The sequence below is a fragment of the Demequina sp. genome, assembly GCF_016278765.1.
Classification (GTDB): Bacteria; Actinomycetota; Actinomycetes; order Actinomycetales; family Demequinaceae; genus Demequina.
On record NZ_JADQBE010000031.1, the window covers coordinates 71,788 to 84,918 of the forward strand.

Annotated in this window: 15 protein-coding genes; all 15 read right to left on the reverse strand. The window is 68.0% G+C overall.

Features of this window, described 5'->3' with window-relative positions; genetic code table 11:
- Positions 1–7: 7 nt before the first annotated feature.
- The 15 genes from QZZ29_RS06240 to pyrF all read right to left on the reverse strand — a co-directional run bounded on the left by QZZ29_RS06240 (position 8) and on the right by pyrF (position 13,083).
- A complete protein-coding gene (locus QZZ29_RS06240) occupies positions 8–271 on the reverse strand; it encodes a phosphoribosyl-ATP diphosphatase (protein ID WP_291382125.1) in 264 nt (87 codons plus the stop codon).
- A gap of 79 nt (positions 272–350) precedes the next feature.
- Positions 351–821, reverse strand: coding sequence for a 6,7-dimethyl-8-ribityllumazine synthase (gene ribH, locus QZZ29_RS06245; RefSeq protein WP_291382126.1), 471 nt, complete (start codon positions 819–821; stop codon positions 351–353).
- On the reverse strand, positions 818–2,059 hold the full coding sequence (ribA, locus tag QZZ29_RS06250; protein WP_291382127.1) for a GTP cyclohydrolase II: 1,242 nt from the start codon (positions 2,057–2,059) through the stop codon (positions 818–820). Before ribA ends, ribH begins: the two co-directional genes overlap by 4 nt.
- A complete protein-coding gene (locus tag QZZ29_RS06255; RefSeq protein WP_291382128.1) occupies positions 2,056–2,649 on the reverse strand; it encodes a riboflavin synthase in 594 nt (197 codons plus the stop codon). Before QZZ29_RS06255 ends, ribA begins: the two co-directional genes overlap by 4 nt.
- On the reverse strand, positions 2,649–3,683 hold the full coding sequence (gene ribD, locus QZZ29_RS06260; protein WP_291382129.1) for a bifunctional diaminohydroxyphosphoribosylaminopyrimidine deaminase/5-amino-6-(5-phosphoribosylamino)uracil reductase RibD: 1,035 nt from the start codon (positions 3,681–3,683) through the stop codon (positions 2,649–2,651). Before ribD ends, QZZ29_RS06255 begins: the two co-directional genes overlap by 1 nt.
- Entirely contained in the window at positions 3,671–4,324 is a 654-nt protein-coding gene (rpe, locus tag QZZ29_RS06265) for a ribulose-phosphate 3-epimerase (protein ID WP_291382130.1), read from the reverse strand. The genes ribD and rpe overlap by 13 nt, the downstream gene beginning before the upstream one ends.
- 9 nt (positions 4,325–4,333) lie before the next feature.
- Positions 4,334–5,689 carry a transcription antitermination factor NusB gene (locus tag QZZ29_RS06270; RefSeq protein WP_291382131.1) on the reverse strand — a complete coding sequence of 452 codons (1,356 nt, stop codon included), beginning with the start codon at positions 5,687–5,689 and terminating at the stop codon, positions 4,334–4,336.
- The gene (gene fmt, locus QZZ29_RS06275) at positions 5,686–6,618 is read right to left on the reverse strand and encodes a methionyl-tRNA formyltransferase (protein WP_291382132.1); all 933 of its coding nucleotides are present in this window, start codon (positions 6,616–6,618) and stop codon (positions 5,686–5,688) included. Before fmt ends, QZZ29_RS06270 begins: the two co-directional genes overlap by 4 nt.
- A 21-nt stretch (positions 6,619–6,639) precedes the next feature.
- Positions 6,640–8,541, reverse strand: a complete 1,902-nt coding sequence (locus tag QZZ29_RS06280; protein WP_291382133.1) for a hypothetical protein — start codon at positions 8,539–8,541, stop codon at positions 6,640–6,642.
- Entirely contained in the window at positions 8,541–9,704 is a 1,164-nt protein-coding gene (gene metK, locus QZZ29_RS06285; protein WP_291382134.1) for a methionine adenosyltransferase, read from the reverse strand. Before metK ends, QZZ29_RS06280 begins: the two co-directional genes overlap by 1 nt.
- Positions 9,705–9,763: 59 nt before the next feature.
- Positions 9,764–10,996, reverse strand: a complete 1,233-nt coding sequence (gene coaBC, locus QZZ29_RS06290; RefSeq protein WP_291382135.1) for a bifunctional phosphopantothenoylcysteine decarboxylase/phosphopantothenate--cysteine ligase CoaBC — start codon at positions 10,994–10,996, stop codon at positions 9,764–9,766.
- A gap of 6 nt (positions 10,997–11,002) precedes the next feature.
- Positions 11,003–11,269, reverse strand: a complete 267-nt coding sequence (gene rpoZ / locus QZZ29_RS06295) for a DNA-directed RNA polymerase subunit omega (RefSeq protein WP_291382136.1) — start codon at positions 11,267–11,269, stop codon at positions 11,003–11,005.
- 53 nt (positions 11,270–11,322) lie between these two features.
- Entirely contained in the window at positions 11,323–11,877 is a 555-nt protein-coding gene (gmk, locus tag QZZ29_RS06300) for a guanylate kinase (protein ID WP_291382137.1), read from the reverse strand.
- Entirely contained in the window at positions 11,874–12,188 is a 315-nt protein-coding gene (mihF, locus tag QZZ29_RS06305) for an integration host factor, actinobacterial type (protein WP_291382138.1), read from the reverse strand. Before mihF ends, gmk begins: the two co-directional genes overlap by 4 nt.
- Before the next feature lie 37 nt (positions 12,189–12,225).
- Positions 12,226–13,083 carry an orotidine-5'-phosphate decarboxylase gene (gene pyrF, locus QZZ29_RS06310; protein WP_291382139.1) on the reverse strand — a complete coding sequence of 286 codons (858 nt, stop codon included), beginning with the start codon at positions 13,081–13,083 and terminating at the stop codon, positions 12,226–12,228.
- Positions 13,084–13,131: the final 48 nt, after the last annotated feature.

The window sequence follows — 13,131 nt, forward strand, 5'->3', positions numbered from 1 at the left end:
CGGCCCCCTACAGGTATTTCTCGACGTCGGCGAGGGTCAGGCCCTTGGCGATCATCATGACTTGGGCGTGATACAGCAGTTGTGAAATCTCCTCCGCCGTCTCGGCGTCCGATTGGAATTCGGCGGCCATCCATGACTCGGCGGCCTCTTCCACGAGCTTCTTGCCGATGGCATGGACTCCCTGATCGAGGAGCGCGACGGTGCCGGAGCCCTCCGGACGCTGCTGGGCGCGTGCGGAAAGAGTGTCGAAGAGTTCGTTGAAGGAAGTCACGCGGCAAGCCTAGTAGGACTCGCCCGCCTCCAGGCGACAGGGCGCGGCGTGGATGTCACAGGGCCCGCGCCGCGCGGGTTCAGACGTCGAGTGACGCCAACACCGCCGCGGTGGCCAGTGCCGCCGCGACGGTCTCGGCTCCCTTGTCCTCTTGAGAACCCTGGAGTCCCGCCCTGGCGAGCGCCTGGGCGTCGTTGTCCGTGGTCAACACGCCGAATCCGACGGCCACAGCGTGGGTGCGGGCCACGTCGGTGAGTCCTCTCGTCACGGCTTCACAGACATAGTCGAAATGTGGCGTGTCTCCTCTGACAACAACCCCGAGACAGACGATAGCCTCGGCGCCGCCGCGGGCGAGCTTCTCAGCGACCACGGGAAGTTCAAAGGCGCCGGGAACCCGTATCACCCGCGCTGTTGCACCAGCCGCCTCGACGGCCCGCAGAGCGCCCGCCACGAGTCCGTCCATGACCTCGGTGTGCCACATCGAGGCGACGATGTCGACCGTCTTGCCAGCGCCGTCAATGGCGATGCTCGGCGCACCGTGAGCGCTCACGCGTCGTCTCCCAGGAGGTGTCCCATGCGCTCCACCTTAGTGCGCCGATACGCCGCGTTTTCGGCGTGTTCACCCGCGTGGTGAGGCACGCGCTCGGTGACGTCGATGCCGGAGGCACGGAGCCCCTCGACCTTGGCGGGGTTGTTGGTCAGCAACCGCACCCGGTGAAGGCCCAGGTCCGCCAGGATCGCTGCCGCCGCGCCATACTCGCGACGATCCACGGGCAAGCCCAACTCGACATTTGCGTCCACCGTGTCTCGCCCGGCGTCCTGCAGCGCATAAGCCTGAATCTTGGAGATGATGCCGATGCCGCGCCCCTCGTGTCCGGTCAGGTAGACCACGGCGCCGCCATCGGCCTGCACGCGCACGAGTGCGGCGTCGAGTTGCGGACCGCAGTCGCAGCGCAACGAGGAAAAGGCGTCGCCGGTCAGGCATTCGGAGTGCACACGCACCATCGGCACATCGCGGCCGGTGGGTTCCTTGTACACCGCGAGGTGCTCGTCACCCGTGCGCGCGTCGCGGTAGGCCTTGACAACGAACTCGCCGTGCACGGTGGGCAGTCGGGCTTCGCCCTCGAGAAGTACCCGGTGGGGTTGAGGCTCGACCTGCAGGGGCAGGTCGGCCTTGGCTCGGCGGTAGTGGATGAGGTCCGCGATGGTCATGAGGGTGAGACCCTCCGTGGCGGCCAGAGCGGAGGCGTCTCCTTGACGCATCATGGTCCCGTCGTCGTTGACGAGTTCGGCGATCACGGCCACCGGCTCAAGGCCCGCCAGGCGGCACAGATCCACGGCCGCCTCAGTGTGACCGGGGCGATGGAGAACTCCGCCGGGAACGGCGCGAAGCGGCAGGACGTGCCCGGGTCGAATGAAATCCTCGGGCCCCGCGTCTGCACGAGACAGCACCTGCAAGGTGTGGTGTCTGTCGGCCGCGGAGATTCCGGTGGTCACACCCTGCGCGGCGTCTACCGACACCGTGTAGGCGGTGCGCCGCGGGTCTTGGCTGTGGGGAACCATCAAGGGCAGGTTCAAGGCATCAGCCTTGGAGCTTTGCATCGGCGCGCACAGGTATCCACTGGAGTGCCTGATCCCCCAGGCGACCCACTCGACCGTGGCGCGCTCGGCAGACATGATGAAGTCGGCCTCGTCCTCGCGGTCATGGGAGTCGCAGACCAGCACCGGCTTGCCGCGCTCCAGCTCCGCGAGCGCCCGCTCCACGAGCGCGATCGACGAATCGGTCACCCCTGTACGCCCATCATGCGCTCGACGTATTTGGCAATCACATCGACCTCGACATTGGCTATGTCTCCGACCGCGTAGTCGCCAAACGTGGTCTCCGTCAGCGTGGTGGGGATGAGAGATACCGTCGCGCGGTCACCGTCGAGTTCCGCCACGGTCAAGGAAACGCCGTTGAGTGCAATCGATCCCTTGCGGACCACGTAGCGCAGAAGATCCGCGGGCAGGGAGAACGTGAGGTCGTCCCATTCCGGTTGCGAGTCGCGCGCCACCAACGTGGCGACGCCGTCGACGTGCCCCTGCATGATGTGTCCACCGAGGCGTCCCGTGGCGGGCATGGCCCGCTCGAGGTTGACCCGAGAACCCTCAGTGAGGTCACCCAACATCGACGTCTCCAGGGTGATGCGCATGACATCGGCCGTCCAAGAGTCGCTATCGAGGCTGGCCGCCGTCAAGCACACCCCGTTCACGGCGATGGACTCTCCGTGGACAAGATCGTCGCCGAGCCCGGTCGAAGAGATGGTCAGTCGAGCCGCCGCGCCGTGATCCTCGATTGAGGTGACGGTTTCGACCGACTGAACGATGCCGGTAAACATTACGTTCCCTTCGTCATGTGGGCCGTGACCAGGCAATCCGCGCCGAGGGTGGTGATGGATACGTCCCCACCCCTCAACGCGTCGGCCATGGACGCGATTCCCAAGTCCGTGATCGCGGACACCCCAGCGCCCAGCAAGGCCGGCGCGATGTAGACGTTGATCTCGTCGACCAGTCCCGCGCGCAGGAACGCGGACAGGATGTGGCTGCCGCCCTCGACAACAACCGTCCGCACCTGCCTGGCTCCAAGAGTCTCGAGCGCGGACTGCGGATCGTGAGTCCCCAAGGCTACCGCGTTGTTGTCGCGCCACACGCGCGCGCCCGGCGTCGGTGTCATGCCCATCACCGCGCGCAGGGGCTGATGCGCCGCCTGCACGCCGGAGGGCCGCGCTGACAGCGACGGATTGTCGGTGAGCACGGTGCCGGTGCCAACCAGGATTGCGTCAACGTCGGCACGCGTTCGGTGGGCATGGTCGCGGGCCGACTGACCGGTGATCCAGAAACTCGAGCCGTCCGCCGCGGCGATCTTGCCGTCGAGCGTCTGCGCCCACTTCGCGATCACGTACGGCCTGCCAAGACGCATGGACTCGAGCCAGCGTGCGTTGAGTGACTCTGCGCCCGCATGGGGGATCAGCACCGTGTCGATTCCGCGCTCCAGGAGCGTCAACGCACCACCTTGGGCCAGCGGATTCGGGTCTGCCACCGCGTACACCACGCGAGCCACGCCCGCGTTGGTCAAGGCGTCGGTGCAGGGGCCGGTGCGCCCCGTGTGATTGCAGGGCTCCAGCGTGACGTAGGCGGTGGCCCCCATCAGTTCCTCGCCCGCTCCCCTGGCTGCTTCGATCGCGGCGACCTCGCCGTGCGGGGTGCCGGCGCCCCGGTGAAAGCCCTCGCCGATGACACGGCCGGTGGCGTCGGTGATCACGGCGCCCACCCGGGGGTTGGGTCCGTGGGCGGGACCCAACGCCGCAAGCGACACCGCCAGGTCCATCGCCTGGGAATCGTTGAGGGGCCCGCGCATCGCTAATGCCGGCACGCGTCGCGGATCGCCTGGATGGCTCCGGCACGGTCCGCAGGACCGAAGATCGACACGCCCGCGACTAGGGTGTCAGCGCCTGCGGCCACCGCGTAAGGGGCCGTCTCCACGCTGATTCCCCCATCGACCTGGAGCCATGGCGCGGCTCCTGCCTGCTCGGCCGCCGCCCTGAGCGCGGTCAACTTAGGCAAGGTTTCCGGCATGAACGACTGTCCCCCGAAACCGGGCTCAACCGTCATGACCAGCACCATGTCGACGTCCTCGAGGAGATCCGTGACCGCGTCGGCGGGGGTTCCAGGCTTGATCGCGACCGCCGCCCTGGCGCCCGTCGACTTGATATCCGCGGCGCACTGACGCGCATCCCTCGCGGCTTCGAAATGGAAGGTGACCGAGGCCGCGCCGAGCTCGGCGTATCGCGGAGCCCACCGGTCCGGGTCCTCAATCATCAGGTGGACGTCGAGCGGAAGTGGGGACACCTCGGCGAGCCGCTTGACCACCGGCAGACCGAGAGTGAGATTGGGTACGAAGTGCCCGTCCATGACGTCCACGTGGAGCAGATCTGCCGTGGACACCTGCGCCATCTCGCTCTCGAGATTGGCGAAGTCTGCAGCAAGAATCGACGGCGCAATGCGAATGCTCATAGCACCAACTTAGCGCGCTCCGTCGACCGTGAGCATCGCCAAGTACATCGAGTCGGTGCCATGAACGTGTGTCCACATCTGCACGTCCATGTCAGGGCCCCATTGGTCGACATCTGTCCCGGTGACATCCGCGATCCCCGCCCGAGCGTCGAGGCGTCGCAGACCGGACGCCGCGACGATTGCCGTCGTTTCGGACAACACCGGAGAGCACGTGACGTAGGCGATCACGCCGCCAGGGGCGAGCATTCGCCCTGCATGACGCAACAGCCTCGCTTGGAGTTCGGTGAGATCGTGAAGATCCTCCGGCGTCCTCCGCCACCGCGATTCGGGTCTGCGTCGAAGCGCGCCCAGTCCGGTGCAGGGCGCATCCAGGAGGATGCGATCGTATGGACCGCCCTCCCACGTGGTCGAGTCGCCTACGTGAACGGTGACGACGCCAGGCGGAAGCGCGCGGATATTCTGTTCGACCAGACGCGCCCTGTGCTCGTGAAGCTCAATCGCGTCCACACGGGCCCCCCGCCGAGCCGCAATGGCACCCAAGAGGGCCGTCTTGCCCCCCGGCCCGGCGCACGCATCGAGCCACCGCTCTCCCGGTGACGACGGTCGAGCCGCGTCCGACGTGAGCGCGGCCGCCACCACCTGACTGCCTTCGTCCTGAACGCCCACCAGTCCCGCATCAACGTCGGCAAGACCTCGCGGCGCACCGCCCCCAAGAGTGACCCCGTAAGGCGACAGGGCCGTGGGTTCTCCACCCGTCGCACGTGCGACCGCATTCCTGTCCGCGAGACCCGGGCGCGCCGCCAAGGTGACCGCCGCTGGCGTGTTGTGTGCGGCAAGAAGCAATTCGACCTCGTCCGCGCGCCCCCGCGCCGCCAGGGACCTCTCCAGTTCCGCGACAATCCACACGGGATGGGAATGCCGGGTGGCGACCGCCGCCCTCCCATGACCCCCGGCGACCACGGCCAGCCACGCCTCACGATCCCGCTCGACGATGCGCCGCATCACCGCGTTGACCAGGCCGCTTGCCCGGCCGGCTCCGGCGGCCTTCGCGAGCTCGACAGTTTCGGATACGGCGGCGTGCGTGGGGGTGCTCATCGACAGCGCTTGGTGTGCGCCCAGCCACAGCACGGCGCGCACGGTGACGTCAAGGGAGTCGGGCTGCCTGTTGGCCGCCTTGGCGATGACGGCGTCATACAGGCCGCTCATGCGCAACGCGCCATATGCCAATTCGGTCGCGAATGCCGCCTCACGGCCGCCAAGGCGTGCCTGCCGCAGGATGCCCGGCATGGCCAGATTCGCGTAGGCCCCGTCGACTTCTACGGCAAGGACACAGTCGAGCGCCGCGCGGCGCTGTGGGTCGCTCATGCCTCGCCCAGCTGGGCGGTTTCGCCCCATCGGGCTCCCCGCCACCAGTCACCGGCGTCCATCGCCTTCTTGCCCGCGGGCTGGATCCACGACATGCGCACCGGCGCGCTGCCGGTGCCCACGGTCACTCCCTCTGCGTCCGCTCGCAACAGACCCGGCGTGGTGGAAGCTGCGCCCGTCACCGTCACCGGCCCCACCTTCGCCGTGGAGCCATCGGGCAGAGTGGTCCAGGCGCCCGGGGCGGGCGTACACGCCCTGATGGCGCGGTCCACCACGTGTGCGGGCAGGTCCCAACGGATGAGCGCGTCGCGGCGAGTGAGCTTGGCCGCGTGGCTGACCCCCTCCACGGGCTGCGCGACGGGCTGCGCGACGCCTGCGCCCAGTGCCTCGAGAGAGTCTTTCAGCAGCGACGCGCCCACCGTCGCCAGGCGTGTGAGCAGGTCTCCCGCGGTGTCCGCGGGACGAATGCGCTCGGTGGCCTGCCCGATCAGCGGTCCCGTGTCGAGTCCCTCCTCGATCAGGAAGGTGGAGGCGCCCGTGACGTCGTCGCCGGCCTGGATGGCGCGCTGCACGGGCGCGGCTCCCCGCCAGGCCGGAAGCACCGAAAAGTGCAGGTTCACCCAACCCAAGCGCGTTGCTTTCAGCAAGGCGGGACGCAAGATCTGACCGTACGCGACCACCCCGGCGGCATCGGCCTGCACGGAGCGCACACGCTCGACGAATGCGGGTTCGGACGCGTTGGCGGGAGTCGCGACCTCAAGGCCAAGCTCGAGCGCGCGCATCTTCACGGGACTGGGGTGCGTGGCGCTGCCGCGCTTTCCCTTTGCGTCTGGCCGCGTGACCACCAGAGCGACCTCGTGGCCCCCGTCAACGAGGGCTTGGAGGGATGGCAGCGCCACCTCGGGAGTTCCGGCGAAGATCAGACGCATGGGCTCCATCGTAGGCGCCGGCTACGTTCCCGGAACTGCGTCGACTCGCAGGAACAGGGGCGGGGCCGACGCTGCCGATCGTGCGACGGCCACGGCGCGGGCGGCACTCACGAGCGCGGGCATCACTCCGCGTCCTGACAGGACCCAGGCACCCTCGGCGTCCCGCGCGAGGTCGTACGACAGGCCCTTTGCGGCTTCGGCAAAGGCATCAATCGCATCGGGCGGTCCCTCTAACCTCATGGCTCTGCGGTGCGGAGGCAGCCCCAGCTGCTGCCGCTGCGCGAGATCCTCTGCTCCGGTCTCCCAGCCGTCCCACGTCACCAGTGCGCTGCGGACGGGCTCGGGCACCTCCCCCACCACGCTCACTGCCCCGCGGGAAGCCCTGGGGGCTGCCAACGCCGCGGCGTTCATCCAGCGGCGCACCGTCGCATACTCCGCGCCAAGCCCTTCGCCCACGTTGACGCGCGCCCCAATGATGGCTAGGTGACCGTAGCCGTCGGCCACGGCCGGAAGTGCTGCGGGAGTGGCCACCACCAGTCCCGACGTGACCGCGCCGTCGGCGACGATGCCCGTGCCGGACGACGACACCACCATCGGTACGTCGGGGGCCATCTTGGCAACCTGGGCGGCCAGCCTCTCCACGCCAAGGCCCGCAGGCATGAGCCGGTAGCCCTGGCACTCTGGGCAATGCCAATGGGCCGCCTCTGATCCACATTCCCGGCAGCGCGGCGTGCCCTCGCCCGACGACCGTTGCAGATCGCCGCCGCATTCGGCGCATTCGGCCCACGTGGAGCATCGTGCACATCTCAGACCGCTCGCATAGCCCGCTTGAGGCACGAGGATGCCCCCCACGCCGTGGCGCGCCGCGGCGAGGAGCGGGGCCCACACGGAGCCGGGCATCCAGTGCTTGCCCTGTCCACCCTCGCGCACGCGACGCTCGGGACCAACGATGTCCACGCGGGGCAGCGCGTCGCGCGCAGGCACCGTGCCGACCCGGTGCGCAAAGCCGTGTTCCACGAGTGCCACGGCGTCCGCAGACAGCGCGTAACCCGCGGCCAGGAACGACGCGCCCGTGTCTTGGGCCCGCATGGCGGCGACCGTGCGCGCGTGCGGGTAGGGCGCACGCGGCTCGGAGAACGTGGTGGATCCTTCATCCCAGATGGCGATCGCCGTCAGGTCGGGTACGGGTTGCCACGCGGCGGACCGCGTGCCGATCACGAGTCCGGCGAGTCCCCGCATGGCGGCCAGGTAAGAGCCGTATCGAACCGACGGGCCATCGTCCGCGTCAAGCAACACGAAGTGCCCGCCCGAACGCGCCGTCCACCGGTGCAACCCTGCGGCGACGGCCTGGGCGGCGACGGCCTGGGCGGCCCGAGCGTCGGGAACCACCACGATCGCCGTGCCGCCATCAGCGATCGCGGCGAGCGCCCACGCCAGTAACGCCTCCGCAGGGGCTGCGGCCGCATTGGCGGGCGGCGCCGCCCACGCCGAGCGACTCCCAGCGGCCGTGGGCAGCCCATGCTGTGCGGACACGCCCCTCCACGCCGCGACCGACGTCGCGTCCAGGTTCTGCCGCGCCATGCCCTCCCAATCGAGTTTCTCGACGGAGGCCACGCGCGCGGGCGCCATGAGCCTCAGCACATCCCACAGCGAGCCGCCGTAGCGCTCCGCGATCGCCGCTGCCAAGTCCAACGCGTGCTGCGTGAACGAAGGCACGGCTCCGGCGGACTTGATGGCCTTGAGCGCGTGCGGGGATTCGTCGGCGGACAGCTCCACCACGACGGCGGAGCTGAGGCGACTGGCGAACGGGACTCGTACCCGGCTGCCTACCTGCACGATCCCGGCGAGCGATTCACCGATCGCATAGTCGAACGGCCTGTCGAGGTGCGGCAGCGGGCTGTCGACGACGACCCTCGCGATCACTAGACCGCCGCGGCGAGAGCGTCGGCGCGGTCGGTGCGCTCCCACGTGAAGTCTGGCAGCTCCCGCCCAAAGTGACCGTAGCTGGCGGTCGACCGGTAGATCGGCCGACGCAGGTCTAGCTGCGCAATCAAGGCGGATGGGCGCAGGTCGAACACCTCCCGCACCGCCTTGACGATGCGCTCGGGATCCACCGTGTGCGTGTTGAACGTCTCGACATAGAGGCCCACGGGCGTTGCCGTGCCGATGGCGTAGGCAACTTGGAGCTCGCAGCGGTCGGCAAGACCGGCGGCGACGATGTTCTTGGCCACCCAGCGCATCGCGTAGGCGGCGGAGCGGTCCACCTTCGACGGGTCCTTGCCGGAGAAGGCGCCGCCGCCGTGTCGCGCCATGCCGCCGTAGGTGTCCACGATGATCTTGCGTCCGGTCAGCCCGGCGTCGCCCATCGGACCCCCAATCTCAAACCGCCCGGTGGGGTTGATGAGGGAACGGTGGCCGGACGAATCGAGGTTGTAGCGCGCGAGCACGGGCGCGATGACCGCCGCCTCGACCTCCTGGCGGAGATCGTCGATGTTGCCGCCCTCGCGGTGCTGGGTGGAGACCACCACGGTGTCCACGGAAATCGGCGTGTCGCCGTCGTATCCGATGGTCACCTGGGCCTTGCCATCGGGCCTCAGGCCCTCGATAACCTGCTCCTTGCGCACTTGGGCCAGGCGGAACGTCAGCGCATGTGCCATGGCGATGGGCAACGGCATGAGTTCGGCCGTGTCCCTGCACGCGTAGCCAAACATCAGGCCCTGGTCTCCCGCGCCCAACTCGATCGCATCGGTATCCGTCGCCTGGCCGACCCCCAACCAGATGTCGGGACTCTGCTCGCCGATGGACACGGAGACGCCGCAAGAATCCGCGTCAAAGCCGATGCTCGACGACGTGTAGCCGATGTCCCTCACCACCGCCCGGATGGTGGAAGGAATGTCGACATAGGCCTCGGTGGTCACCTCGCCGGCGACGTGGACAAGGCCAGTGGTCACCATGGTTTCGACCGCAACCCGTGACATGGGGTCCTGGCGCAGCATGTCATCCAGAATGGCGTCAGAGACCTGATCACAGACTTTGTCGGGGTGTCCCTCGGTCACAGACTCGGAAGTGAACAGGCGCAAAGACATAGCGTTCAGCATACTTGTCACCTCCGACATGAAGCCGCCCGGTGGAACGGCTCGGCGGGCTATCGCGGGAGCCGCGCGGCCACCTGGTCGAGGATGGCGTGTGCGACAACCAGTTTGGTGCCACTGCTGGTGCCGACCACCTCACCCGTCGCGTCGAGAATCGTCACCGCAGTGGGGACATTGCCGAAGCCGACGGTCGCGCCCACAGGGTTGACGACCAGCAGATCCGCGCCCTTGCGCACCGCCTTGGCGCGCCCATGATCGAGGACGCTTCCCGCGCCGTCGCCCGTCTCGGCGGCGAACCCCACCATGATCTGGTGTGAAGACTTTGACTCGATGAGGGACCGCAGGATGTCCTCGGTTTCGACGAGCTCAAGCACGCGGGGGTGCCCGTCCTTCTTGATCTTGACGGCGCTGGACTCGGCCGGTCGGAAGTCGGCCACTGCCGCGGCCATGATGACCACGTCGGCCCCGCTGGCAGCGCTCCGCACCGCATCGGCCAACTCCGAGGATGTCTCCACGTCGATGCGCGAGATGCCCTCGCCCAGCGGCAACGACACGTTGGCCGCCACGACGGTGACGTCCGCGCCGCGCTCTCGGGCGGCCTCGGCGAGCGCAAAGCCCTGATGGCCCGAGGATCGGTTGCCAAGGAAGCGGACGGCGTCGATGGGCTCCCGGGTGCCGCCGGCGGAGATCACGACGCGGACGTCGCCAAGGTCGCCCCACTCACGTGTGGCGGCGGAGGCTGCGTGTGTGTCGATCTGCATACGGCCGGCGACCGCGTAGAGCGCCGCTACCAGGTCTTCCGGTTCGGGAAGCCGTCCCGGCCCGGAGTCGGCGCCTGTCAGTCGGCCCACCGCAGGCTCGATCACGTGAACACCGCGCGCCACGAGTGTCGCGATGTTCGCCTCGGTCGCAGGGTTGCGCCACATCTCGCTGTGCATCGCGGGCGCCACGACCACGGGGGCGGTGGTGGCGAGCAGTGCGTTTCCCAGCAGATCCCGGGCCTCACCCGCGGCCATCGACGCCAAGAAATTGGCGGTGGCGGGGGCGATGAGCACCACGTCAGCACGCTGGCCCAACATGATGTGCTCGACGGAGGGCACGTTTTCAAAGGTTCCCGATCGAGCGGGTTCGCCCGTGAGCGCCTCCCAGGTGGCGCGTCCCACAAACTGAAGAGACGACTCCGTGGGGATCACGCGCACCGAGTGACCATCCTCTTTGAGGCGGCGCACCACCAGTGCGACCTTGTAGGCCGCGATGCCGCCGGTGACGCCCAGCAGCACCCGCATCGCGGGCTAGACCTCGTGCTCGCCGAGAACGAGAAGATTGCCGTTGTTGATCTCGCGCAAGGCAACGGAGAGCGGCTTGTCGGTGCTGTCGGCCTCAACCAATGGGCCGACGTTTTCAAAGTGGCCCTCGCCAAGCGCCTCGTAGTACGCGTTGATCTGGCGGGCACGCTTGGAGCCGTAGATCACGAGCGCGTACTTGGAGTCCACCTTTGCAAGCAACTCGTCGATGGGCGGGTTGGTGATGCCCTCGGGGTGTGCAACGGTTCCAGACAACGTCAATCCTCTCCTCGCTCGCGCCCACCTTGAGGCAGACAGCGCCACCCATCTTAACCTGCTGAGGCCACAATCGCCTGCAACTGCTTGACGGCGTCCTCCAAGCGGTCGTTGACGAGCGTGATGTCGAACTCGCTCGCGGCCGCCAACTCCTCCCTAGCGGTCCGCAATCTCCGTTCGCGCTCCTCGGCGGACTCGGTGCCACGGATTTCAAGACGATCAACGAGCGCCTCGAATGAGGGTGGCGCCACGAACACGAAGAGCGCCTCCGGCATCACCTGCCTGACCTGCCGCGCACCCTGAAGATCGATCTCCAGCACCACCGGAATGTCGCGGGCCAGCCGCTCCTCCACGGCAGCCCGCGGCGTGCCGTACCGGTGGATGCCGTGCACGACCGCCCATTCGAGCAGCTGGCCTCGGTCGGCCATGCGCGTGAACTCTTCTGGGGATACAAAGTAGTAATGCACGCCGTCGCGCTCGGACGGCCGCGCGGGCCGCGTCGTCGCCGAGACCGAGACCCACACCTCGGGCATGCGCTCCTTGAGTGCTGCGACCAAGGTGCCCTTGCCCACGGCCGAGGGGCCGGCCACGACGACGAGTCGGCTCATCCGCGTTCGCGCGCCACCAGAGCGTCGACTTGATGGGTGCCGAGCCCCCGCACGCGGCGGGCCCGGGAGATACCGATGTCCTCCATCACGAGGGTCGCTCGCTTGGGTCCGATTCCGGGCAGGCACTGGAGAAGGTCATGCACCCGGATGCCCGCAAGAGCTTCATCCGCCTTTGCCTGCCTGATAGCCTCGCTGAGGTTCATCTCACCGTGAGACAAACTCTCCTTGAAAGCGCGGCGCGCGCTGCGCACCGCGGTCGCCTTGACGAGAGCCTGAGCGCGCTGCTCGTCACTGAGTTCCGGTGTAGCCATGCCACCTCCTTGTTGAAACGCCGTGGGACTCGCGGCGTTACTCGCCTGCCTCCACCGTGCCCAAAGCGTACTGAGCCGCTCCGGCTGCGGCCTGAATGGCGCCTCTCAACTTCTCCACAAACGGTCCTGCCACCAAGATCCCCCGCGATTGAGTCACGAGCACTCGGGAACGGACTGCGCCGAACACTTGCGCGACTTCCGCCGGGCTTGCGCCTTGGGCGCCCACGCCTGGGGAAAGGAGTGGTCCGTTGACGGCGACAAGATCGATACCGAGCTCACGCACGGCATCCCCGACGGTCGCCCCCACGACGAGCCCGATCGAGCCCATCGGGGTAGCGCCAGCGTTCAGGTCGGCGGCTCCTTCCGCGATCGCACGCGCCACGGAGACGCCGTTCGCGTCGGTCGCGTGCTGCACCGACGCGCCTTCCGGGTTGGAGGTCAGTGCGAGCACAAACACTCCCTTGCCCGTGTGCGCGGCCAACTCGAAGGCGGGTCGCAAGGATCCAAAACCCAGATACGGGGAGACCGTGATCGCGTCGGCCTCGAGCGGCACGCCCTGGGCGAGATACGCGTCGGAATAACCTTCCATGGTCGATCCGATGTCTCCGCGTTTGACGTCGAGGATCGACAGCAGCCCCTTTTCCTTGGCATTCTTGAGCGTGTGCTCCAACGCGGCCACTCCCCTGGCTCCGTGGCGCTCATAGAAGGCCGCATTGGGCTTGACGGCCGCCACCGATCCCGCCGAGGCCTCCAGCACGGCATCCGAGAAGGCCACCAACGATTCCGCGGTGTCCGTCAGACCCCATCGGGCGAGCAACTCCGGATGAGGGTCGATGCCGACACACAGAGGGCCCCACTGTCGGATTGCCGCGTCGAGTCGCGCACCGAATGTCATGGGACCTCCGTTCCTTGCCTCCAGAACCCACGTCTTGTATTAGGGGCC

Bases quoted from the DNA above. Each gene is read 5' to 3' on its own strand.
- QZZ29_RS06255 (WP_291382128.1), bottom strand. From the start codon at position 2,649: ATGTTTACCGGCATCGTTCAGTCGGTCGAAACCGTCACCTCAATCGAG.
- rpe (WP_291382130.1), bottom strand. From the start codon at position 4,324: ATGAGCATTCGCATTGCGCCGTCGATTCTTGCTGCAGACTTCGCCAAT.
- QZZ29_RS06270 (WP_291382131.1), bottom strand. From the start codon at position 5,689: ATGAGCGACCCACAGCGCCGCGCGGCGCTCGACTGTGTCCTTGCCGTA.
- fmt (WP_291382132.1), bottom strand. From the start codon at position 6,618: ATGCGTCTGATCTTCGCCGGAACTCCCGAGGTGGCGCTGCCATCCCTC.
- metK (WP_291382134.1), bottom strand. From the start codon at position 9,704: ATGTCTTTGCGCCTGTTCACTTCCGAGTCTGTGACCGAGGGACACCCC.
- coaBC (WP_291382135.1), bottom strand. From the start codon at position 10,996: ATGCGGGTGCTGCTGGGCGTCACCGGCGGCATCGCGGCCTACAAGGTC.
- gmk (WP_291382137.1), bottom strand. From the start codon at position 11,877: ATGAGCCGACTCGTCGTCGTGGCCGGCCCCTCGGCCGTGGGCAAGGGC.
- mihF (WP_291382138.1), bottom strand. From the start codon at position 12,188: ATGGCTACACCGGAACTCAGTGACGAGCAGCGCGCTCAGGCTCTCGTC.
- pyrF (WP_291382139.1), bottom strand. From the start codon at position 13,083: ATGACATTCGGTGCGCGACTCGACGCGGCAATCCGACAGTGGGGCCCT.